Origin of the sequence: Candidatus Vondammii sp. HM_W22 (assembly GCF_022530855.2) — a bacterium.
GTDB lineage: Bacteria > Pseudomonadota > Gammaproteobacteria > Chromatiales > Chromatiaceae > Vondammii.
On record NZ_CP099567.1, the window covers coordinates 971,021 to 995,108 of the forward strand.

A 24,088-nucleotide genomic window follows, 5' to 3' on the forward strand; every position below is an offset into this window, starting at 1 on the left:
TTCAATTCTGAAAGCAACCCTCAATCTTTAGCGCCCCAACGATAGATGTGAAAATTTTGTGAGTAGAAAGTAAACGATAATGGTTACTCACTTCGAATCGTTATTTAGTCGTCCCCGAAGTATCAGGCTGAGGATCTGGTTCTCCGCCCATTAACTGGAATAATCATTCGATTCCCCGCTAACATTATCCAAGCACAATAAAACAACAAGCCAACAACTTGGCTAAATTGTATCCTGCTGCCGCCAAAACCACATTAGCTTCAGGGAACCTCTAAAAACCCGACAAGGGCGAATGCTACTTACTTAAGTTTTTTGGGTTGGCCATTTTTCCGAATATTCTCTCGTGCAATAGCCCTTGGTTTGGTAAGTAGCGGGAATTATCTGGGTCTTCGTTTTATAGCTCGCGGCTCCATACGTCCCGGTTGTTTTCCAACCTGCTGCTGTGCAATGAGGATAAAAAGGCCATCAATTTTATCGATGTCGTAACGACCGCTTTTTTGCCACATAATCCATAGCTGCAAAGTATGCTTGAAGCTAAGTTGTCGAGGAATGATGTCAGCCAGTAATGCCGCCTGAGCCATCAGTAAACGGATCAAGTTGTAAGCCAAAAGATAGACCCACAGCTCTTTTTTTGCCATTTCCGGTGTGCGACAACTTAATGTTTCCATTCCCAGAGTGGTCTTGATGTTGCGTATATCTAACTCTACCTGCCAACGGTTCCGATAGAGTGCCTTCAGGGCGGCTTTGCTCGTACTTTTTGAGCAAAGTAGTGTTGTCACCAGGATCTTACCGCCAGCACGCAACTCCCGCACTTTCAATCTATCGGGGGTTTGATCATACTCTGCCTGACTCATCCAGGCGGGTTTGACTTTTGGCTTGTCTATTTCGATAAGATGATCTCGCGGGCCCAGACGCTCTCCTTGGCGAAAATCCGTGCTACGCCGCCGTGAACCATATTGCTCGAAAACGCCATCCACTCCTTTGGCCTGAAGAGCACACAACAGAAAATAGGTGGCATAAAAAGCATCCACCAGAAGGAGATCACCAGCGTCCAAGGTACCAAGTATGGTTCTAAGCAATGACTGCTCATCGCTTCCTTTTCCGCGACAAGGTCCCAATGCTGCATCAAGTACAGCACCGCTGGCGAGGCAGACGATACCAACCACCCGGCAAAGAGGGAAACCCAATCCGGGTTGTTGGCTACGGGGTTGAGGATAGACAGTCTGGTTCTCTTCTGTATCGGGCAACGTAACGATAGCGCCATCCACCAGTCTGACCGGTCGTCCCCGCCAGTGCCAGGAATCCGGGGGTGTGCTCAGTCATCATACGCCTCGTGTAACGGGCTAGCGTAGAGACCATGTCCAATGGCAGCCGTTTCCGTGCGCGACAGTATGCTCCCGTATGCGTACTACAGATTGGCAGCTCACCCATCAATCGTTTGACTGCAGCAGCATCAACTATGTTCTGGCAAGAACGATCAGCACTCATTGCTTGAGCCAGAAACATCGATAGCGTCTCTGTTGGCGGAAACAGCCTTTCCCGATGTTCCGGTAGCAATGATTCGACTTGATTGAGAAACTCTGGGCCGGTTAGCAGATTAAAGAAAGCATAGGAATCACTGGCTGTAGCGTAGGTTGTGATACCTTTTTGTTGATGTATGCAGGCGCGTTGATCAGGATGCATTAAGGCTGCTTTCCTGATTGATGGTTGTTGGTTTGGTGATTAGCATCTTATCATCTGAACCAGCCTTTTTTTATTCGTTATATCAGCAGGTTATTGCTTACAGTAAGTAGCATTCCCGACAAGGGCCAATAGTCTCTAGCAAGCCTAGAGAGCTCGGTATCTTCACGCTCATTTTTCTGGCAACATCCATATCCATACCTTGCTTCATCCGGCCAGCCACACCAATCGACGCATGTTGTACACCAAATTCGTCATACCCATCTTCTGCCGACTCTGACTTGCCCGATGCTACGCACCAATCGATTGGCCTGCTGGGCAAACATATGCTCAACTCGAGCCCGAACTCTTGATCGTTTTCGGTCTGCCTCTTGCTCCCGTTCATTCAGGGGGCGTTTGCGTGTCGACTTACGATGAATCTGACTGCGGTAATTTGCATCTGGTAAAGCAGATCCCCGCTCTGCACTGCGGTAATCGGAATTGATCTTTCCCATTAAAAGTTAACACTTGCTAATGCCTGTCTTTCAAAATCTACTGTGACCTTTCCCCCATCTTAATACCAAGACTTGGATGAGATAATTCATTCTAAGCGGCCCTATTCACAAAGGCCACAGGTGACAAATACTTTAATGCGCTATGAGGCCGCACGTGATTGTAGTGCTCTCGCCATTGATCAATTTCATGTCTAGCGTCATCAATGGACCTGAACCAATGCTGATTTAAGCATTCATTTCTGAATTTACCGTTTAAGCTTTCTACAAACTCATTCTGAGTAGGCTTACCTGGCTGAATAAAACCTAGCTTAACGCCACTTTCTTTTTGCCAGTAGAACATCGCCTTGCTAGTAAACTCAGTACCATTGTCGCAGATTATTTGATCCAGAGCGCTCCTTAGCTCAATTAGCTGAGTTAAAAAACGAGCGACCTGGTGACCATTGATCGAGAAGTCAGAGAGCTGGCCAATAACTTCTCTTGAGTAATCATCAATCACATTAAATACTCGAAAGCGGCGACCATTAGCCAACTGATCACTGACAAAATCCATTGACCAGCGTATATTTTTACCAATGGGCATAATCGTTGGCATTCTTGGTCGTATTATCTTCTTGCGTTTTTTAGTCCTCACTTGAAGACCTTCTTCGTTATAGACTCGGTAGGTCCGCTTCTTGTTTTTCACAAGCCCCTCTCCTCTCAGGAGGCCATGTAAAAACAAATAACCATAACTCGGATGCTTTTTTGCCAGCTCAAGTAACCACCGTTTGCGTGGAGGCTCGTCTTTTCCCCATTGAGTAACGTACCGAAAAGCGGTTCTACTTAAGCCTACTAATTGGCAAGCTCTACGCTCACTTAATTTGAACCGCGACTTAAGGTAGCTCACGATTTGTTTTCTATCAGCAGGCTTTACCACTTTTTTGAGAGCACATCCTTCATCGCCTCAGCTTCAAGCATTTTCTCGGCAAGTAACTTCTTAAGCTTGTTGTTTTCGCTTTCAAGCTCTTTGAGCCGTTTGGCTTCTGAGACATCCATCCCGGCGTACTTGCTTCGCCAATTATAAAAGCACCCGGTTGAAATGCCGAACTGACGACAAATGTCATCAACTTTTACCCTTGACTCATGCTGCTTGATGGCACCAATAATTTACTCTTCTCTGTAACGCTTCTTCTTCATCTTGAGATCTCCTAATACACAGACTAATTGGAAATCTCATCCTTGTCATGGCTCTATTTCTGGGGGAAAGGTCAATAAATCCATGATGGTTGGAAAGTACATAAAGTCATCATCAATCTTTATATTAGGTGAAATATGCAACCCATACTTCATGGGGCAAACTCAGACTATCATAGCTTTCTTGATCACTAAACCGGGCTTCCATTGTCTTGGCTTATACCTTCTGTCCATTTTAGCTCTGATACCATTTTCTCGTATTAGTCTCGCCACTGTATTCTCACAGCAGCCGATGCCACAATTGTTCAACGCTACTACCATTCCCGGACTTCCATGGGTTTCCTTAACCTCACGGTGGATCTTTTTTATCTCCCTATGTATGCAGGCGTTTTCTATATCTCTATTACTTACGGTCCCATTTCGCCATTTTGTAGTATCCAGCACGGCTCACCCCCAAATAACGGCATAGGCTGGCAATGGAAAACTGACCTAGTAGTCCATCTACTATTTTGAAGGATTTTTTTGACTTCGCCATATCTCTTGAACTTTTTTAAGACCGCATTCTCTATGCGAAGACGCTCATTTTCCTTCTGTAACTGACTAAGCTTTTCCTCAAACTCAAGGTCCGTATCAAAATCCTTCTCTTCTAGTATTTTATTTAGCAATCCTGCATGATTCCTCCTCATCCGACACCTCGTCTAGTAATGAAGGTGCCAACTTTTCTTGGAGAGGCTCAGAATCGGCCCAGATACTGCCATTGGTGTTGTTCTCATCCAGCAGTTACTCGAAGACCTGGCTACCATGAACTTCAGCTGATGTTACGGCATACTTGCGAATGACCTTGTGCTTCCGGTCTACGCTGATGCGGTTTTTGTACCCACAGTGGGTTTTGCCATGCTTCATGGTCCAACGGGCTTCAATATCCTTCTGGCGGCGTTTGTTATCACTCCATGTTTCAAGGCTGCCCCCGGCTTTGATCTGCCTATTTTCCTCTCGCGTATTGCGTTGCCTGGGTATTGGAACGATAGCGGAATCCACAATCTGTCCCTTGCGAGCACTGAAGCCTGCGGCATCAATCTAGATCAACAGCTCTGAAAAGAATTTATCGACAAGATCCCGTTCTTTCAGGCGCTCACGCCGGGCTCAGTCCAAGAAAATGACAAAAGCTGTAGCGATCCCATATTTGGAACTCTGTTTGATCATCATTCAGATTGAACAAATGCTGTAGGACCAACACCTTGAACATCGGCACCGCATCGTAAGACGGACGCCCACCTTTACTGGGATCACTGTTTTTATAAACTGAGCCCAACAATACCCGAAAAGCCTCCCAGTCTACGGTCCTTTCCTGTTTTGGCAGCGGGTCTCCCAGTCGCTCAAGTCAGTCTTGATGATCAAAAATTCGGTTGCATAATTTTTATCAATGGTTGGTTAAGTTGGTTACTATGTATCGCTGATTTGCGAGATTTTTCAGAGACTCTCTTAATTGTCGATTACGACAGGCTTTCTTCCGGGTAAAGCTTTTGGCCTTTGGTGCATGCTCAGTCAGTTTATCTTTCTGTCCTGCATAGGCAGAATCTCCCCATACGCGTGTTTCGTTTCCATGCAACAGGTATTCCAATACCTGCGATTCATGAATATTGGCCGGTGTCACAGCAATTGAGTGGATCAGTTTGGTTTTGCTGCCCGCGACAATATGGGCTTTCATGCCAAAGTACCATTGATTGCCTTTGCGGGTTTGATGCATATCCGGATCACGGCTTTTCTCTTTGCGCTTCGTTGAACTTGGCGCATTGATGATCGTGGCATCAACAAGGGTTCCCCGGCTGAGCTTCATACCATTCTCGGCTAGGTAAACATTGACCAAGCGAAACAGCTCATCCCCAAGATTATTCCTTTCCATCAGATGGCGAAAATTGCAGATGGTTGTTTCATCCGGTACGGGCTCATTACCCAGATCAATACTGACGAACTTACCCATGGCACGTGAATCATGAAGAGCTTCTTCCGCTGCAGGATCAGAGAGCTCAAACCAGTGCTGTAGGAAGTGGATGCGCCGCATGCGCTTTAGACCAATGGGCTTTCTACCCGCGCCCTTCGGATTTGGGTAACAGGGTGCTATGACCTCGCCAAGCTCCTTCCAGGGGATGATTTGTTCCATCTCATCCAGAAACTGTTCCTCAGCGGTCTTTTTTCGGTATTTTTCAAAACCCCTGGCTTCTAAGCTTTATTGTTTCGTCGTTTTCCTGGAGCGGGTGATCTATAGGTCAATGGTATACGATTGCTTTAATTAATCAGAGATGCCTCAGTTGGTTTCAGCTGGCAAACAGTCCACGCAATACGTAAGGAAGAATGCCGCCGTTGCAATAGTAATCAACCTCGACTGGCGTATCGATTCGCATCAACAAACTACATTCGCTGGTGTGACCATCGGCGTGCTGGATGCGAAGCGTGACGTCCTGTCCTGGCACGACGCCATCTTCGACGCCGACAATATCGAATATTTCATCGCCTCGCAGACCGAGCGATGCGGCGCTATCCGGTCCTTTGAACTGCAGTGGCAGTACACCCATACCGACTAGATTGGACCGGTGAATACGTTCGAAGCCTTTCGCCACCACGGCTTTAACTCCGAGCAAAAGCGTCCCCTTGGCCGCCCAGTCCCGACTTGATCCGGTACCGTACTCCGCTCCTGCAAAGATAATGGTCGGTGTACCAGCACGCTGATAATCCATCGCAGCGTCGTAAATAAAGCGCTGTATCCCATCGGGTTGGCTCAGCGTCAGTCCACCTTCAACCGGTAGTCCACCCTCCCCCGGTGGCAGCATTAAGTTGCGGATTCGCACATTGGCGAAAGTACCGCGCATCATCACTTCGTGGTTGCCCCGGCGCGAACCATAACTGTTAAAATCATCCGGCGTCACACCCAACCCGCGCAGGCAAATGCCCGCCGATGAATCACTCTTAATCGAACCCGCGGGACTGATGTGATCGGTAGTCACAGAATCACCAAAGATAGCCAGCGCGCGCGCGCCATGAATACTCACAAGGGCTGGAGGATCCAGTGCAAAATCATCGAAAAATGGGGGGCGTGCGATATAGCTGGAGGAGTCCCATAGATATATTTCACCGGTCACGGCAGCAATATTTTCCCAAAGCGGATTGTCCTGGGCAAACGCCTTGTACAGGCGACGATAGGCTTCCGGATCAGCCGCCTCTCTTAGAGCAGCCCCAATCTCCTTCTGGCTGGGCCAGATATCACGCAGGTAGACAGGTGCCCCGTTGCTGTCAAAAGCAAGAGGTTCACGGGTGAGATCGATATCAATTCTGCCCGCCAGAGCAAACGCTACAACCAACGGCGGACTCATCAGGAAGTTCGCCTTGATGCCGGGGTGAATGCGAGCCTCGAAGTTGCGGTTGCCGGACAAGACCGAGGCGCAGATCAGATCCTGCTCCGATACGACACCCTCAATCTCCGGATCAAGCGGGCCGGCGTTTCCAATGCAGGTAGTGCAACCATAGGCCACGACCCGAAAGCCCAACTGTTCGAGTGGATCAAGCAGACCGGCCTGGCCGAGGTACTCGGTCACCACGCGTGATCCAGGCGCAAGTGATGTCTTTATCTGCGGCGACACCTGCAAGCCACGAGCGACTGCCTTCTGTGCGAGCAGACCAGCTGCCAGCATTACACCAGGGTTTGAGGTGTTGGTGCAGGAGGTGACCGCAGCAATCAGAACATCTCCGCCGCTGGTGAGTGCATAACGCGCCGTCTGGGATTGGTCTGCCTTGCCAAATCCACCATCGCCCGTCGGTTTGCTCAGCAGCTCCGCAAAGCGGTGTTTCAGTTCAGGTATGACGATCCGATCCTGGGGCCGCTTCGGACCCGCCACGCTGGGCACAACGCTGGCCAGATCCAACTCCAGAACACGACTGTAATCAATCTCGCCAGCCATGGGCATGCCAAAAAGCTGTTGCGCCTGGAAGTAGCTGCAAAAAGCATCCACCTCCTCATCGCTGCGACCGGTTGCAGAGAGATAGTTAGCAGCCTCCTCATCAGGAGGGAAGAAGCCGATTGTCGCGCCATACTCGGGTGTCATATTGGCAATCGTCGCCCGGTCCGGCAGTGTCAGTGAAGCTGCACCCTCACCGAAGAATTCAACGAATTTACCCACCACCTGAGTTTCCCGCAGTACCTCGGTGACAAACAGCACCAGATCAGTTGCCGTCACACCTTCGCCCAAACGGCCCGAGAGGTGAACACCAACCACATCGGGCGTAAGGATGTAAACCGGCTGACCGAGCATACCGGCCTCGGCCTCAATACCACCCACGCCCCAACCCACAACACCCAAGGCATTGATCATTGTGGTGTGCGAATCAGTGCCGACGAGAGTATCCGGGAAGTAGACGCCGTCACGGTGATAGACACCCTGGGTGAGATACTCCAGATTGACCTGGTGCACAATGCCGATACCGGGTGGTACGACACGGAATGTATCGAAGGCCTGCATACCCCATTTGATAAAACGGTAGCGTTCGGCATTACGGCGAAACTCCAACCGCATGTTCAGATCCAGGGCATTGGCCTCACGGAAGTGATCGACCTGCACCGAGTGATCCACCACCAGATCGACCGGCACCAGCGGCTCTATAATGCGCGGGTTCTTGCCAAAGCGCACCGCAACGTCACGCATTGCGGCAAGATCGCAGAGCAGAGGAACGCCGGTGAAGTCCTGTAATACAATGCGCGCCACCACAAAGGGAATCTCCTCGGTGCGTACCGCTTGGGGCTGCCAATTTGCCAGCTGACGCACGTGATCTTCAGTGGTTCGCTTCCCATCGAGGTTGCGCAACAGTGATTCGAGCACAATGCGCAGTGACACCGGCAGACGCGATACATTGCCGATGCCGGCGGCCTCCAGCGCAGGTAGCGAGTACAGACGGCTGCTTCGACCGGAAGCGAAGTCAAAATCCCGAAGCATATCTTCTTTACTGAGTGACATAATGGACCCTTTTGTGGTGGTAACGAGAGTGCTTGATCACTTTATTCGCATGCGCTCTAACCCGCATCGCTGAACAAAGACTACACTAAAACTAGACTTCGGGATGACATCGAAGTTCAGCTATACAGCGAGAGAAATACCATGACAATTACCAGCAGAATAGAACAAGATTCCTTCGGTGATATTGAGGTACCCGCCGAGGCACTATGGGGAGCGCAGACCCAACGCTCGCTCATTAACTTCCACATCTCCACCGAACGCATGCCCCGGGTGCTGCTCATGGCGCTGGCGCGGGTCAAGCGTATCTGCTCGTTGGTCAATGGCGAGCTTGGCCAACTTGACGAAACAGTGGCTGCTGCCATTGCACAGGCAGCTGATGAGGTCCTGACCGGCGCCCACTCCGATGCGTTTCCGCTCGTGGTATGGCAGACCGGCTCGGGTACCCAAACCAACATGAACATGAACGAGGTGCTGGCTAACCGGGCTTCGGAACTCTTGGGTGGCGGACGTGGTATTGCACGCTGCGTGCATCCAAACGACCACGTCAATCTCGGCCAGTCATCCAACGATATCTTTCCAACCGCCATGCATGTAGCGGCCGTATTCAGCCTTACCCAGAACCTGCTGCCGGCGCTACGCAAGCTGCAGGTCACGCTCAATGATAAATCAACCGCGTTCGCCGACATCGTCAAGATTGGCCGCACCCATCTGCAGGATGCCACACCGTTGACGTTGGGACAGGAGATATCGGGCTGGGTGGCACAACTTGAACACGCCGATCAGGCGATCGTCTCAAGCCTCGGCCCTCTGTATGAACTGGCTGTTGGCGGCACTGCGGTCGGCACCGGCCTCAATACTCATCCGCAGTTCGGTGAGCGCGTCGCCGCCAGGCTTGCACAGGAGATGGGGCTCTCCTTCCGCTGTGCCATGAACCGCTTTGCCGCACAGGCAGCGCATGACCCGCTGGTAAATACACATGGGGCACTCAAGACACTTGCAGTGGCACTGATGAAGATCGCAAACGACGTCCGCTGGCTCGCCTCCGGGCCGCGCTGCGGGTTCGGCGAGATTCACCTGCCGGAAAATGAGCCAGGAAGTTCAATCATGCCTGGCAAGATAAACCCGACACAATGCGAGGCACTCACCATGGTGTGTTGCCAAGTGTTGGGTAACGATGTGGCGCTATCAATAGGCGGTGCATCGGGGAATTTCGAACTTAATGTTTTCAAGCCACTGATCGCTTACAACTTCTTACAAAGCGTGCGCCTGCTGTCAGATGCGATGGCAAGTTTCGAGGCGCACTGCGTGCGCGGCATCGAGCCTGACCGCACACGTATTGCCGAACTGCTTAGCCACTCGTTAATGTTAGTGACAGCGCTGACCCCGCATATCGGTTACGAACGTGCAGCGGCAATTGCCAATCACGCTCATGCGAATGCTATCTCTCTGCGTGAGGCGGCACTGACGCTCGGTCATGTTACCGAAGCGCAGTTCGACGAATGGGTGCAACCAGAAAAAATGGTTTAGTGTCTGCCTGAGTTTTTCTAAACACAGATACGTAGATGCCGATGTAATCCGCAATGCCGGTGGGCATGCAAGTGACGATGCCATCCGTTCCAATTCGATGGTACCGTCTGATACACAAATTTATGGTTATATTTATGACTGTAAAACAGGCAAGTTGATCGAAGTTCCAGAGGCTACCAGCGCAGGTGGCGCTTCGTAAGTTAAACAATATGGATGGCTCTTATTGGGGTAATCCCAGAAGAGCGTATATTGATTTTCATATCGCCCGGTCCTATTCAGGATTCATTCAGAATCACCCATCTATTGTGTAACTGAACCTGATAGAGATCATCTAATGAGGAGAGCACATTATAAAGATCATTGCTAAAATCCTGGTAACCATATCCATTTGCCTGATCGCCACTGCACCAACCTATGCAGGTCATGGCAAAAGCCGCCTGCTGGACCGATTCGAGCGTCAACATGAAAGAATCCAAAACGGCATCGCATCGGGTCAATTAACCCGTGGAGAAGCAAAGAAACTCAAGAAGCAACGGCGTGGAATTCGCCGGCTGACGCGTGAATTTCGTGAAGATGGCCGACTCAATAAAAATGAGCGGCGCATTCTTACCGCGAAACTGGATAAAGTCAGTAACCGAATTTGGAAGTTCAAACACAACAACCATTACCGGCACTCAACCCGCCACCGTTATTACAGCTCTAACAAATATAATGACCATAATTACAGATGGCCTCGCTATGGAATGATCGGGCGGTAATAACCCACGATAAATCAATCGGCGGTCCAACACTTCCGGACCGCCGAATTCCATGGCGTGAATATTCCACGGGCTTCATCCATTCCCCATGCGCTGATTCGGATACGATGAAATCCTCGTAGCTCATCGTCAGGGAAACATCGGCTCAGTTCCTGTCTGCCGTTGCCACCTCTATGCTATATGAAGTGCCTCTTTGATACCCTACCTGCCAAATTACGTTATAGTGCTTATGATACTGTTCGTGTAGTAACTCTTTATATCCGTCATATGAACCATTAATCCCCTCTTTAAATTTAAGGATTCTGCGTGATTATGCCAAAGTTGTTGGGCCGCCTTTTCTGTTGGTTGGGGTTGCACGATTACCGGATCATAGACAGGGCCTTTGGTTTCGGAGCCGGCGGCGACACCGAGAAGGTACAATGCCGGCGTTGCAGGCAAGTCACCACACGAAGGGCATGAATGGATTGGGCAAAACGATAACGAAATCAGAGCTGATCAAAAAATGAAGGCGATTTGTCCCAGAATCCAGCCGTGGTTCATGGCGTTCAGGATGCTGCACTTCTTTGTAGACCAATAAGCTATGAACTACAGCACTTAAGCTAGATAGACAATTCGCCAGAGACGGGGCGGAACTGATAAAATCCCTACTCTTTAGTTTCTGATCGTATGGAAGTCTATGCGGCAATTTTTTGTTGTCATCTGCCTGCTGCTGGCCGCTGCGACCGCACATGCTCTGGACATTGAGGTGCAGATCGAAGGTCTGGATGGCGAGCAGGAGGCCAATGTACGCACTTTCCTCTCCCTGGAACAGGAGAAGGAACGGGAAGGCCTGAGCGAAGGTCGCCTGCGCTTGCTACACAGAGAGGCACCGGGCGAGATCCGCCGGGCACTGCAACCCTTCGGCCACTTCAAGCCAGTCATCGAATCACACCTGGAACAGATCAAAGCAGGCTATCGCGCCCTCTATCGAATCCAGCCTGGCCCCCGAGTGAAACTGGCGAGGGTGGAATTCAATGCCACCGGCCCGGGCAAAAATGACAAATTGTTCGCCCAGGGCCTTGACCTGGAGGAGGGCGATTTTCTGGATCAGGCCCGCTACGATGCATTCAAGGGGAAATTGTTGTCCGATGCCCTTGAAGCCGGCTACCTGGACGCCCGCTATAAGATCCACACAGTCCGGGTGGATCTGGACAGCTACCAGGCCTACATTCGCCTGGAGCTGGACACCGGCACGCACTATCGGTTCGGCGAGGTGCGCTTCACGCAGGATGTGCTGAATCCCGAATTCCTCACCCGCTACCTGCCCTTTCAGTCAGGTGACCCTTTCAGCCACCAGCAGTTGCTGACCTTGCAGTCGGACCTGATCGACAGCGAATACTTCAGTCACGTGGAGGTGCGCACCCTGCGCGATCAGGCAGTGGGCGACCAAGTGCCCATCGAAGCGACACTAACGCCCAACAAGCCAAACCGCTACCGGGCCGGAGTGGGTTTCTCCACCGATACAGGACCACGCATCACCCTTGACTGGAAGCGCCGCCTCATTGGCCGTGAAGGCCACCGTATGCTCAGTGAACTGCGCCTGTTGGCACCGCACAGTTTGCTAAAGACCGAGTACATCATCCCCCTGGAACGTCCGTCACAGGACGCTCTGTCGTTCTCGGCCCAGGGTGACCAATTTGACACAGACACCCGTCGCGGCGTTCGTCTGCTGCTTAACGCCGCCCATTCGTCAGGGCAAGAGGACAACTGGCACCGCTCTCTCGGCATTGACTACTCTTATGAAGAGTTCGAAGAGAATGAGCAGGACGACACCGCCTTCCTGCTGGTGCCCTATGTGAACTTCTCGCATCTGCGGACCGATGGTCTCGACTACATCCAGCGGGGCCACCGGATTAATTTCCGCATTGAGGGGGCGGCAGAGCAACTACTCTCCGATACCAGCTACATCCAGTTCCACAGTGACAGTAAAATTATCTACGGCCTGGGCGAAAGCAAATGGCGGCTCCTGGCACGGGCTGAATTGGGCGCCACTCTTGCGCAGAGCCTGACGGACCTGCCCGTTTCCAAGCGTTTTTTCGCCGGTGGCGACAACAGTGTGCGCGGTTTTGGACTAGACGAAATCGGACCGCGGAATGCAACCGGTGAGGTGATTGGCGGGCGCTTTCTCGCAGTGGGCAGCGTTGAGCTGGAGCGGTTACTGGCCGGCAAATGGAGTGCGGCTCTGTTCCTCGATGCCGGCAATACCTTTGACCCTGACTATGAGACCGACATCGCGTACAGCGCAGGCATCGGCATCCGCTGGCGCTCACCGGTGGGGCCAGTCCGAGTGGATCTGGCAAATGCGCTGAGTGAAGAGAACCCTTCGCTACGCCTGCACATCGTGGTCGGTTTCGAGCTATGAACCGACGTTTTATCGCCCTGCGCGGCCTGGCAACCCTGATCACCGGCACACTATTGATTCTGCTCAGCCTGATCCTCGGCCTGGGCTTCGTACTGCACAGCGAAAGCGGCACGCGCTGGCTGTTCGACCTGGCCCAGGATCTGGCTCCGGGCGAGCTGCAAGTGGACATTATCAAAGGCCGCCTCACAGGCCCGCTTGACCTCGAAGGAGTCAGATATCGCGATGGCGATCTGGTGTTGGAGTTTGACCGGCTGCATCTGGACTGGCAGCCCTCTGTTCTGCTACGGCAGCGCTTGCATCTGCTCACTCTGGAGATTGAACACGGCCAATTGACACTCCCCCCGCCCGAAACTGATGCAACACCCTCAGCCCCCTTCCCCGGCCTCACTCTGCCTCTGGAGCTGATACTGGATTCGATTGAGATAACCGATTTCCACATCACTCCAGCCGGGGCCGCCGAGCCCATCGTCATCGACCAGCTGACCCTTGCAGCCAGAGGTCTAGCCGATGAAGTCAACATCCAACACCTGGAGGCGGCTTCCTTTGGCGCCCGGGTGAAACTTGCCGGCAGTCTACGGCTGGACCCGGCTGTACCGATGGACCTAAAGCTGGATTGGCAATACCAATTGCCGGACCGCCCCTTGCTCTCTGGCCAGGGGCAAATCGTCGGCAATCTGGAACAGCTCAAAGTCGAGCAGACGTTGGCAGCACCTCTGTCCGCCACCTTGAGTGCCCGTCTGTTTGAGCTGATACAGGCTCCCCGCTGGGATGCCAGGCTGGCCCTCGACAGCACTGATTTAGGAGCCTTCAGCGACGCCTTCCCCGCCCATGTCAGCGGCTGGCTGCACAGCACCGGCACCCCGGAAGCGGTGCAGTTGGAAGCCAATCTGGAGCTGACTGAGCCATCCCTGGGCCAGCTCGACTGGGACTTGGCTGTCACCTACCAGGGAGGGACAGTCACTGCAGAACGCCTGCTGGTTACCACCCCTGCGGGCACCAGAATCGAAGGCCACGGTCGTTACACCACCGACAATTCACTCGGGATGCTGGATGCTGAGCTGTCGTGGAGTGCCCTGCGCTGGCCTCTGTCTGGCGAAACACTCCAGGCTCTCAGCGAGCGGGGTCGGCTGAAAATTACTGGGCAACCAGCCAACTATCGTTACAACCTCACCATGGACGCGGCAGTGCCGGATCAGCCAGCCGTCATACTGGAGGCAACCGGTAGCGGCAATACCGAAGGCATCCGCTTCGAAGCACTGCAAGTCGTCCTGCCCGAGGGGCGGATTCAGGGTTCGGGCCAGGCGAACTGGGCACCACAACCAACCTGGGAGCTGAACCTGACCGGTTCCAATATCAATCCGGCGCTATTCCATGCCGATTTTCCCGGCAAGCTGGCACTGGAGTTGGTCACCCGGGGCCGGATACAGGAGAGTGCTCCCCAAATGGAAGTAAACCTGGCCAGTCTGAATGGTGAAGTGCGCGGTTACCCCCTCAACGCCACGGGCAAGCTGAAGCTGGATGACGAAGAGTTGCAGATAGAGGGTCTGGAGCTGACCTCCGGTAGCAGTGAGGCCCGCATCGAAGGTACCGCCGGCAACACCCTTGACCTGAACTGGAGCCTGAAGGCCGATGATCTGACCAGCCTGTGGCCTGGCCTGTCCGGCACGCTGAACAGTACGGGCCGACTTGGCGGCAGCCCCGAAGCACCGCAGGTTCACGCCGCTATTGATGGTAAAAGCATTGCCTTTGAGGGCCATGAAGTGGCAGCGCTTCAGATTCGGGCGGACCTGGATCTGGGTGGTGACCAGCAGATGAACCTGGACTTGGCGGCCAAGGAGCTGAAAACCGGCGCAATGCAGTGGCAAACACTGACTCTAGGCATTACGGGTAAGCGCAGCGCACACCACCTAGACCTCAAGCTGGACAGCAGGCTGGCACCAGCAGCACAACTGGCCATCGATGCAGGCCTGGATAACAACAATACCTGGAGCGGCCATCTCCGGACGCTGGCCCTCACCCTGCCCGAAATTGGCCGCTGGGACCTGGAAGAGCCTGCCGCCTTTACCCTGTCTGCCAGCACTCAAAAGGTACAGGACCTCTGTCTGGCCGCTGCCGACGGCGGGCGTTTGTGCGCCGAGCTCGACCGTATCGCAGACCAGAGCTGGAAGGCGAGTCTGAACGCCCCGGCCTTTCCGCTGGCCTTTTTCCAGCACTGGCTGCCGCCGGAATTAAAGCTCACAGGTCGTAGTGACCTGACGGCGAGTTTCACTGCCGACCCCATGGAAGCCGTTAGCGGGCAGGCGGAACTCAAGCTACCCGAAGGCCTGCTTACCTTCGAACTGAAAGGTGAACCGCACCGGATAGATTTTTCAGGTGGCAGCTTGCAGGCGAAATTGGATGCCAGCGGCGCCCATACCAAACTTGGGATACCACTGGCTGGCCTGGGGGTAATCAATGGGGAAATCGACTTGCCCGGACTGAAAGTATCTGATCTGAACCTGGAAAAGCAGCCATTGGCCGGCCGTTTGAAGGCACGTATCGACGACCTGAGCCTGGCTTCGATGGTGGCACCACAGTTGCAAAATGTGGCAGGAAGCATCGATATGGACTTCATCCTGGCGGGCCGCCTCGCCCGGCCTCAGGTTCAAGGCAAGGCACTATTAAAGAGTGGTGCATTGGACATCCCGGATCTGGGCCTGGAACTGCGTGAGCTGAGCCTGAGCCTGACGGCGCCAAGCCTGGACCGGCTGAAGATTCAAGGCACGGTAAGCTCAGGCGGCGGCACACTGACCCTGGAGGGCGAGACCCGAATCGATCCGGAACAGGGTTATCCCACCCGGATCAAGGTGCAGGGTAAAGATTGGGTAGCGGTGAATATTCCTGAAGCGGAGGTACATATATCGCCGGAATTGGTGATCCTGCACAGCAAAGAGCGCTCAGAGTTGGACGGCGAACTGCACATACCCTATGGCCGCATCCGACCGAAGGAACTTCCAAAATCCGCGATCACCGGCACATCAGATCTGGTGGTGGTGGGCCGCGACGCACCGCAACAGGAAGAGCCGGCAGATTCAAACTTCCATTCCAGACTGCGCATTATCTTCGGTGACCGGGTCAGCTTTCAGGGCTTCGGCCTGCGCGCCAACCTCACCGGCAACCTGCTGGTGATCGACGAGCCGGGCCGGCCGGTCATCGGCCGCGGCCGACTGGGCGTGACGGACGGTACCTACCGCGCCTACGGTCAGGACCTTAAAATAGAGCGCGGTTACGTCCTGTTTGCCGATAGCCCGGTAGACAACCCAGGGGTAGATGTGCGGGCGGTACGCGAGGTGGGTGAGGTAACCGCCGGCTTGCGGGTGAGCGGCACGTTAAAGGCACCCAAGCTTGCCCTCTTCTCCACCCCGGCCATGTCCCAAAGCGAGGTCGCCTCCTACCTGCTTACCGGACGGCCACCCGGCAAATCAGGCAGTAATGTCGATGTGGCCACCGCCCTGCAGGCCGCCGGCATAGGCAACCTGACATCAGAGGCTGCGCGCCAGTTAGGTTTGGAGGAGCTGCGGGTGGAGACAGGCAACAGCCTGGCTGAAGCCTCGGTGGTGGCCGGCACCTATCTGTCGCCGCGCCTGTACGTACAATACGTCAACGAACTGGCCTCGCGCGAAACCAAGTTGCGGCTGCGCTACGATCTCAACGACAGGCTGCAAATCCAGACCGAGAGCGGTCGTAGCCAGGGGGTGGACCTGTTCTACACCATCGAACGTTGAGCCATGGGAGGAAACTAACCCCTATGTTCAATTTGGTTTGGCACTCACCACATCAGTCGAGCACATAGCGTATTCGGCGGGCCAAGCTAGTCAGTGTGTAGGGCTTGCTCAGCAGATTCGTGCTAAAACTCGCCTGACCATTCACTGCCACTGCCTTGCTGGTAAAGACGGATGTCAGCAGCACCTTCAGGTCCGGCTGTTTTTCCGTTGCCCGCTCCGCCAGTTCATATCCGTTCATGCCATCTGGCATCACCACATCATTCAGTAGGTCAATCTGCCTGTTTTCGTTGAGTAGATCCAGGGCCTGTTGGCCATTCACCGCTGTATAGACGGTGTAACCAAGCTCTTGCAGATTAGCCTCTGCCAACTCCAGGAGTTCCTTCTCGTCATCCACTACCAGTATCGACTCCTCGCCTTGGGGCAGTTTCTCCTCATCCCGATAAAAATCGGATGCCCTGCCAACCTCATCTGATCGTGGCAGATAGAGACGAAATGTAGTTCCAGCCCCATACTCCGAGTAGGCCTTAATGTAACCTCTGGATCGTTTTGCAAAACCAAACACCATACTCAACCCCAGGCCGGTACCTTTGCCTTGGAGTTTTGTAGTAAAGAAGGGTTCAAAGATACGATCCATGATATCTGCAGCAATACCACTACCGGTATCGCTCACCGCCAACTGCACATACTCACCGGGAGAGATCGCTGGATTTACCTCGGCATAGCTGGCATCCAATACCTCGTTGCGGGTCTCGATAATCAGTCCACCGCCTTCCGACATCGCATCCCGTGCATTGAGGATCAGATTGAGCAGGGCATCTTCAAAATCATCCGGATCAATCTCTGTCAGCCAGAGATCATTCGCCAAATGGCACTCAACGGTCACCTCTGGCGTGACAGTGCGGACAATAAGACTGTCCATACCCTGAATCACTTGGTTGATATTGGTTACAACAATGTTTTGCGCCTGCCGCCGGGAAAATCCAAGCAGCTGCTTGGTCAGGTCAGCGGCCCGAAGGGCTGCTCTACTGATGGTCTCAATCCGTTTGACTGCCTTATCATCTTGTACTACCAGACGCTTAAGAAAATCAACATTGCCGATAATAATACCCAGAATATTGTTAAAGTCATGTGCGATACCACCTGTAAGCTGACCGATGGCATCCATATTTTGCGCCCGATGTAGAGATTTCTCCGTCAGTTTCAGGTCAGCCTCAACCTGTTTTCGCTGAGTTATATCCTATGAGTACCGCATTCTGAATTCCACCATACAGGGTGGTGGGTTCAAGTTGTAAGTGTACCACCTGTACTCTTCAGAAAGACTTCGTTGGGTGTCTGATAATTGAGGTATTTCCGAGGTCGTTTGTTGAGCTTCTCCATCAACAGTTGCAAGCATTACTAACCCAGCGGCAAAACACACTTACCAGGCAGCGTACTTCATGTGTGTCGCATTAGAGTAACTTTTCACTCGTTCAGGCTTCTTTTACAAGGCTCGCATACAGGATCGTGTTCTCTTTTTCAGATTCTTTCACAGAACGAATCGCCTCTCCGCTATGAAGCATCCTTTTCAGATCACAATTCGGATACTCGTCAGGGTTCAGTTCCGGTGAATAGGCAGGCAAAAAGAACTATCCAGATAGCATTTACGGCCCGGTTAGGTAACCAGCGTTTCGCCTTTTTGGCGTGATGCACTCGTAGGTTGTCCAGTATCAGAAATACCTTTCCCGGTGTAGATTCGATCAGTGCCCTTGGGAATTTGATCAGCACTTTCGCGTTCATGGCTGGCTCATACAGCATGAAGCCGTACTTCACCCTGATTCGCATGGCTGAAATCATATTCAGTGACACTCGCTTGACCAGAAGCCGCTGTACTGGCGTTTGTCCTTGCAGAGCATAACAGCGACCATGCTGAGTGGTGTTTTTTATGAGTTATAGTCAAATCTGGTGTTTAGCCAGTTGAATCAAGCGGTGACCTGATCGACTCTTGCTGCCTCAACACCCTCGTTAAATTTGATTCCGGTTATCACCTTCGCCAGGTAATCGAAACCCCGTAATCGTCTCCACTTCTTCTCGGCACACCGGCCGAGTTTGAACATCATGTGTAGCATGCCGTCACGCGATAGGCAGCCCTTGGAACGCTTGGTTCGATGGCGGATTGCCCCGAAGGTGGATTCAATCGGATCGCTGGTCCGAATGCTCTGCCAATGCTGCGCAGGAAATTGATAGAAAGCCATCAGTTCCTCTCGGTCTTTGTGCAGACAGATGGCAGCCTTCGGATACTTTGGCTCATACGTTTTGATAAACAGATCAAAGGCCTTTTCCGCATCGGCCTGGGTCTCCGACTGCCAGATGTTATGCAGTGCCTGCTTCGCTTTCGGCTGACCTGACCTTGGCAGGCAGTTCAGCACGTTCATGATCTTGTGCATCCAGCAGCGGTGCTGGCGCGTCTCCGGATACACTTCCTCCAGCGCAGCCCGGGAACCCCATGGCACCGTCTCTGATTGCCAATTTGGGCGGGTTTAGTCCGCGTGACTTCAGTTTTAACAGCACCTCCCGCCAGCTCTGTGTGGACTCCCGTACACCATTCTCAATTGCCAGAAAATGCTTCTCACCACGCTCATTCACGCCGATCACCACCAGGGCACACAGCTTCGTCTGCTCTGCTCTCAATCCGCTGTAGACACCGTCTGCCCACACATACACCCAATGGCGCTTATCCAGACGCTCTTCGCACCAGCCCCGATATTCTTCTGCCCAGACCTGCTTCAGACGCGACACCCTGCCGGCCGACAAGCCTGTTGCATCCGGACCCACCAGCACTTTCAGGGCTTCACCCATCTCTCCACTGGAAATCCCCTTCAGGTAGAGCCACGGCAGCGTCGTTTCCAGTGACATGGTTGTTTTTGATGTCTCGTAACAACAAATCAACCAGATACCCCGCTTTTTTTCAATTCCTTTCAAACACCACTCAAACACCACTTTCAGTTATAACCCATCAAACCCCCGATAGATTGAAAGTGCAGGAGTTGCGTGCTGGCGGTAAGATCTTGATGATAACACTACTTTGCTCAAAAAGTACGAGCAAAGCCACCCTGAAGGCACTCTATCGGAACCGTTGGCAGGTAGAGTTAGATATACGCAACATCAAGACCACTCTGGGAATGGAAATATTAAATTGTCGTACACCGGAAATGGCGGAAAAAGAGCTGTGGGTCTATCTTTTGGCTTACAACTTGATCCGGTTACTGATGACTCAGGCGGCATTACTGGCTGACATCATTCCTCGATAACTTGGCTTCAAGCATACTTTGCAGCTATGGGTTGTGTGGCAAAAAAGCGGTCGTTACGACATTGACAAAATTGATGGCTTTTTTATCCTCATTGCACCGCAGCAGGTTGGAAAACAACCGGGACGTATGGAGCCGCGGGCTATAAAACGAAGACCCAGGCAATTCCCGCTACTTACCAAATCCAGGGCTATTGCGCGAGAGAATATTCGGAAAAATGGCCACCCAAAAAAGTTTAAGTAAGTAGTATTCCGCACAGGGATATTAATTCCCCAAAACCGCTTGATAAGCTGAACAATGGAACCACGAGTTCAGAGCGCAGAGCCGAGTTTGTATTGATCCGGCATATGACCCCAATCGCTTTGATGACTTTTTGCTCCCGAGCTTCAGTCAGGCGACGGTGTGCATTTTTTGGTCCTCACTTCGCGATGACCAGAGCTTCTTTACCACCGACACGATAGCGTTTATACAAGTCCAGCCGTATTTGGATGAACATTCAAGCCGCCTATTTTCTTAAAGCTCTTTCCTTGAAGGCGGAGCTGAACAGCTTGCTGTCTCAGGAGTTCTTGTTGCTCAGTGCTGAGCCTGCTTGCATCTATGTTCATACAAGCATTATATCAATATGTAAATGTCCGCTGCGAGTGCTTGGCCGGTTACCGCCTTACTCGATCCGCTGGAAACCAAACTGGCTGGACAGACGATCTATATGTGCCCTCCCGCTCACGCTGTGGCTGATGCCCCTACCGGGGCGCGGCTGAGTGCGAGGTGGATATCTACATTAATGGAGTATGGACTCTCGTGCCCGATTATCGGGGCACCGTCTACTGGCTGCCCGATGGCTCGCGTCATGAGATCACTGATCTGGGTATCGAGCCGCTTATCGAGACACTGACCGAGGAGCCTGTGATTCTCCCCACCGAGGCTGAAATCATCGCAGCAATGGAACGCGCAATCGAGCCCCACATGGATGCGGTCGCATATGGATAGTGGATGGATGCGTGTTGGGCGTATGCGTTCCAGGTGAAAACCGATATACAGGCCAACAACCGGACTGTGCTGACTGCCGAAGAGTTGATCGCCGAACTGCCGACGATGGTCTAGCCAGATTAGAAAGATGCCCCTCCTGAAGGGATCGGAAGGGCACTGGGTGTGGGCATTCTTGCGGCGCATAACCCAAGTAGAACAATAGCGGTTTAATAAACACCAAGGAATCAGAATTATCTGACAATTGGAGTAAGAATACGATTGTCAAGTTTCTTCACTGGGACTTGGGTGTAGGTTCCTTCTAATTCAGCTGGAGGGTAGGGCGATGCCACCACCTTTAAGGACGTTTTACCGAAGCTTTAAACCCCGGGCTATTTTGGCGTGATCGGTGTTCGCAAGTTAAATGTCCAGCGTTCGCATTTCACGCGGCACGCTACATGATTATAAATGATTCAGGGGCGACTATTTATAGAAAAACTGCCAATTGAGCATTTTTATCGCTCCGTCCGTTATGGATAGTCTGAGTGCTTACAAGACACGGGCCATCTGAGAGTGGAAGGCCTCTCGACCTGGCACTCACCTTCATTTCACTCCAACCACTTCATCTTGGCTCAATGCAGTGAAAGGCTGGTTTTCACAGTTGGAGCAGCGCGCATTGTAACGGAGTGTGTTTACCAGCGTTTTGGGGTTAAAATCTGAGTTGGGATGTTGCATCAAGATTCACAACTAAAGGGAGCGCTAAACCCTTCAAGTGGACGAAGCCGCCGGCTGGCTATATTTTGGCCGCTGCTGGACGGCGAAGAAATCGTTACAGAATTAACCTCATGGACCTCTAGCTCAATCTGGAATGAAGAGTGTTCAGGTAATTGATCATCTCCTCTCTCATATCTGGATGCTGCAGCGCATATTCGATATTCGCCTCCATCAACCCCTGTTTTGATCCGCAATCGTAGCGAATACCATCAAATTTAAAGGCATTTACAACCTCCTCCCCTAACAAATCACTGATTGCATCAGTCAATTGAATTTCATCATCAGTACCCTTGCCGGTTGTCTCGAGCAGGGAAAATATTCTTGGTGTAAGAATATAACGACCGACAACACCAAGGTTGGAGGATGCCTGATCCGGCTTTGGTTTTTCGACGATCTTTTCTATTCTTGAGATCTTTGCCAAGAGACTGTCCACTTGCACAATACCGTACTGGTCTGTTTTATCTGCAGCCACCTCTTCGACAGCAATAATGCTTTCACCTGTCTGGCGGTAGATCTCTGTCATTTGTGCAAGGCATGGATTCTCCCCACCATCAATCAGGTCATCGACCAGGATTACTGCAAAAGGATCATCTCCCACCGCTTTCTTGGCACAGAGTACGGCATGGCCAAGACCCAATGCTTCGTATTGTCTTATATAGATGCAGTCTACTCCGGAAGGGATAATTTCTCTGATCTGCTTCAGCCGTCTCTCTTTCCCTTTGAGCTCCAGTTCGTGTTCCAATTCATGGGCTTTATCAAAATGATCGGAGATGGCACGTTTGTTTCTTCCGGTTACGAAGATTAGTGCATCTAAACCTGCTGCAATCGCCTCCTCCACTGCATATTGAATCAGCGGTTTGTCGACAATAGGCAGCATCTCCTTGGGCGTTGCCTTGGTGGCGGGAAGGAAACGGGTGCCAAAACCACCCACAGGGAAGACAGCTTTTGTTATTGTGCGTGAATCCATTTACTGCGCTCCTACTACGACCAAACAATCAGATTATCCCAAATTAAATTCCTAGGGCTCCTCTGATTAACTGAAGAAATCGTATACCATTGATCTATAGATCACCAGTTCCAGGAAAACGATGAAACAGCAAAGCTTAGAAGCTCGGGGCTTTGAAAAATACCGAAAAAAGACCCGCAAGGAGCAGGTTCTGGATGAGATGGAGCAAATCATTCCCTGGAAGGAGCTTGGCGAGGTCATAGCACCCTGTTACCCAAATCCGAAGGGCGCGGGGTGGAAAGCCCGTTGGTCTGGAGCACATGCGGCGCATCCACTTTCCACAGCACTGGTTTGAACTCTCTGGTCCCGCAGCGGAAGAAGCGCTTCATGATTTACGTGCCATGGGTAAGTTCATCAGTATCGACCTGAGTAATGAGCCCGTACCGGATGAAACAACCATCTGCAATTTTTGCCATCTGATGGAAAGGAATAGTCTTGGGGATGAGCTGTTTCGTTTGGTCAATGTTTACCTGGCCGAGAATGGTATGAAGCTCAACCCGGGAACCTTTGTTGATGCCACGATCATCACAACGAAGAACAAAGAGATAAACCGTAATCCGGATATGCATCAAACCCACAAAGGCAATCAATGGTACTCTTGGCATGAAGGCCTATATTGGCGTGGACTGATCCACTCAATTGCTGTGACACCGGCCAATATTCATGATTCGCAGGTATTGGAAGACCTGTTGCATGGAAACGAAACCCGCGTACGGGGAGATTCTGCCTATGCAGGACAGAAAGATAAACTGACCAAGCATGCGCCAAAGGCTTTACCCGGAAGAAAGCCTGTCGTAATCGACAATTAACCAGGCAGGAGCCATCAGCGAATCGATACAAATCGAGAACGCGCGCCAGGGTTAGAGCATGTATTCGGTGTAATGAAGCGGCAGTTTGGTTTTAACAAGGTTCGATCGAGGGCTTGAGAAAAATACCCATTGGGTACTTACCAAGTACGCTTTGATTAACCAGGTGCTGGCTAAGCGGCATTTATTAGCCATCTCATAGGCAAGTTGCGGCTGAAAGCCCAAGAATAGCTAAAATTGAGGTCGAATCCGGGAATAATGCGGTTTGTTCTTACAAATATTCAAGTTGTAAATGCACCACCTGTGCTCTTCAGGAAGACTTCGTTGGGTGTCTGATAATTGAGGCATCTCCGAGATCGATTGTTGAGCTTTCCTACTACTGTTGCAAGCATTAGATTAGCGATCTTTTGCCAATCGATTCCTCTAGGAAAGTGCTGACGCAGCAGCCCATTGTATTT

At 52.0% G+C, this 24,088-nt stretch carries 15 protein-coding genes and 5 pseudogenes; 7 read left to right on the forward strand and 13 right to left on the reverse strand.

Going from position 1 to position 24,088, the window contains the following annotated elements:
• Positions 1-299 precede the first annotated feature (299 nt).
• From MN084_RS05475 to acnA, 8 genes and pseudogenes are all read right to left on the reverse strand, one after another.
• A pseudogene (locus tag MN084_RS05475) lies at positions 300-1,683 on the reverse strand (IS4 family transposase).
• A gap of 251 nt (positions 1,684-1,934) precedes the next feature.
• Positions 1,935-2,174 carry a hypothetical protein gene (locus MN084_RS05480; protein WP_241086884.1) on the reverse strand — a complete coding sequence of 80 codons (240 nt, stop codon included), beginning with the start codon at positions 2,172-2,174 and terminating at the stop codon, positions 1,935-1,937.
• A 91-nt stretch (positions 2,175-2,265) separates the two neighbouring features.
• A protein-coding gene (locus MN084_RS05485) for an IS3 family transposase (RefSeq protein ID WP_330178524.1) occupies positions 2,266-3,317 on the reverse strand; the annotation gives its coding sequence in 2 pieces (ribosomal slippage) (positions 2,266-3,095 and positions 3,095-3,317; 1,053 coding nt in all).
• A gap of 192 nt (positions 3,318-3,509) precedes the next feature.
• Positions 3,510-3,665: a hypothetical protein gene (locus MN084_RS19315; RefSeq protein ID WP_445083944.1), complete on the reverse strand. Its 156-nt coding sequence runs from the start codon at positions 3,663-3,665 to the stop codon at positions 3,510-3,512.
• Between the two features lie 459 nt (positions 3,666-4,124).
• Positions 4,125-4,382 (reverse strand): transposase, encoded by a 258-nt coding sequence (locus MN084_RS05490; protein ID WP_241086883.1) that lies wholly within the window; start codon positions 4,380-4,382, stop codon positions 4,125-4,127.
• A gap of 94 nt (positions 4,383-4,476) precedes the next feature.
• Positions 4,477-4,590, reverse strand: coding sequence for a transposase (locus MN084_RS05495; protein WP_330178411.1), 114 nt, complete (start codon positions 4,588-4,590; stop codon positions 4,477-4,479).
• Between the two features lie 174 nt (positions 4,591-4,764).
• Positions 4,765-5,505: an IS5 family transposase gene (locus MN084_RS05500; RefSeq protein ID WP_241086881.1), complete on the reverse strand. Its 741-nt coding sequence runs from the start codon at positions 5,503-5,505 to the stop codon at positions 4,765-4,767.
• A gap of 154 nt (positions 5,506-5,659) precedes the next feature.
• Positions 5,660-8,347: an aconitate hydratase AcnA gene (gene acnA, locus MN084_RS05505; protein WP_241086880.1), complete on the reverse strand. Its 2,688-nt coding sequence runs from the start codon at positions 8,345-8,347 to the stop codon at positions 5,660-5,662.
• Between the two features lie 141 nt (positions 8,348-8,488).
• On the opposite strand from acnA, the gene fumC reads away from it, so the two are divergent.
• Together fumC and MN084_RS05515 are read left to right on the forward strand one after the other, a co-directional pair.
• Positions 8,489-9,874, forward strand: coding sequence for a class II fumarate hydratase (gene fumC / locus MN084_RS05510; protein ID WP_277400408.1), 1,386 nt, complete (start codon positions 8,489-8,491; stop codon positions 9,872-9,874).
• 82 nt (positions 9,875-9,956) lie between these two features.
• Positions 9,957-10,073, forward strand: a pseudogene (locus tag MN084_RS05515) (carbonic anhydrase); the annotation flags it as partial.
• Between the two features lie 76 nt (positions 10,074-10,149).
• Here the strand turns inward: MN084_RS05515 and MN084_RS05520 are convergent.
• Positions 10,150-10,338 (reverse strand): hypothetical protein, encoded by a 189-nt coding sequence (locus MN084_RS05520; RefSeq protein ID WP_241086879.1) that lies wholly within the window; start codon positions 10,336-10,338, stop codon positions 10,150-10,152.
• Positions 10,339-11,308: 970 nt separating this feature from the next.
• Between MN084_RS05520 and MN084_RS05525 the strand changes: the two genes are divergently transcribed.
• On the forward strand, positions 11,309-13,033 hold the full coding sequence (locus MN084_RS05525; RefSeq protein ID WP_241086878.1) for an autotransporter assembly complex protein TamA: 1,725 nt from the start codon (positions 11,309-11,311) through the stop codon (positions 13,031-13,033).
• Positions 13,030-16,797 (forward strand): translocation/assembly module TamB domain-containing protein, encoded by a 3,768-nt coding sequence (locus MN084_RS05530; RefSeq protein WP_241086877.1) that lies wholly within the window; start codon positions 13,030-13,032, stop codon positions 16,795-16,797. Before MN084_RS05525 ends, MN084_RS05530 begins: the two co-directional genes overlap by 4 nt.
• Positions 16,798-16,849: 52 nt before the next feature.
• Here the strand turns inward: MN084_RS05530 and MN084_RS05535 are convergent, their stop codons facing one another.
• From MN084_RS05535 to MN084_RS05545, 3 genes and pseudogenes are all read right to left on the reverse strand, one after another.
• Positions 16,850-17,962, reverse strand: coding sequence for an ATP-binding protein (locus MN084_RS05535; protein WP_241086876.1), 1,113 nt, complete (start codon positions 17,960-17,962; stop codon positions 16,850-16,852).
• A gap of 422 nt (positions 17,963-18,384) precedes the next feature.
• On the reverse strand, positions 18,385-18,720 hold the full coding sequence (locus MN084_RS05540) for a transposase (protein WP_320416468.1): 336 nt from the start codon (positions 18,718-18,720) through the stop codon (positions 18,385-18,387).
• A 35-nt stretch (positions 18,721-18,755) separates the two neighbouring features.
• Positions 18,756-19,698 (reverse strand): annotated as a pseudogene (locus tag MN084_RS05545) (IS256 family transposase); the annotation flags it as partial.
• A 2-nt stretch (positions 19,699-19,700) separates the two neighbouring features.
• On the opposite strand from MN084_RS05545, the pseudogene MN084_RS05550 reads away from it, so the two are divergent.
• Both MN084_RS05550 and MN084_RS05555 read left to right on the forward strand, forming a co-directional pair.
• A pseudogene (locus MN084_RS05550) lies at positions 19,701-20,324 on the forward strand (transposase).
• 522 nt (positions 20,325-20,846) lie between these two features.
• Positions 20,847-21,068: a hypothetical protein gene (locus tag MN084_RS05555; protein ID WP_241086875.1), complete on the forward strand. Its 222-nt coding sequence runs from the start codon at positions 20,847-20,849 to the stop codon at positions 21,066-21,068.
• An 829-nt stretch (positions 21,069-21,897) separates the two neighbouring features.
• On the opposite strand, the gene galU is transcribed toward MN084_RS05555, so the two are convergent.
• Positions 21,898-22,785, reverse strand: coding sequence for a UTP--glucose-1-phosphate uridylyltransferase GalU (gene galU / locus MN084_RS05565; protein WP_241086874.1), 888 nt, complete (start codon positions 22,783-22,785; stop codon positions 21,898-21,900).
• Between the two features lie 121 nt (positions 22,786-22,906).
• Here galU and MN084_RS05570 point away from each other — a divergent pair.
• Positions 22,907-23,832, forward strand: a pseudogene (locus MN084_RS05570) (IS5 family transposase).
• Positions 23,833-24,088: the final 256 nt, after the last annotated feature.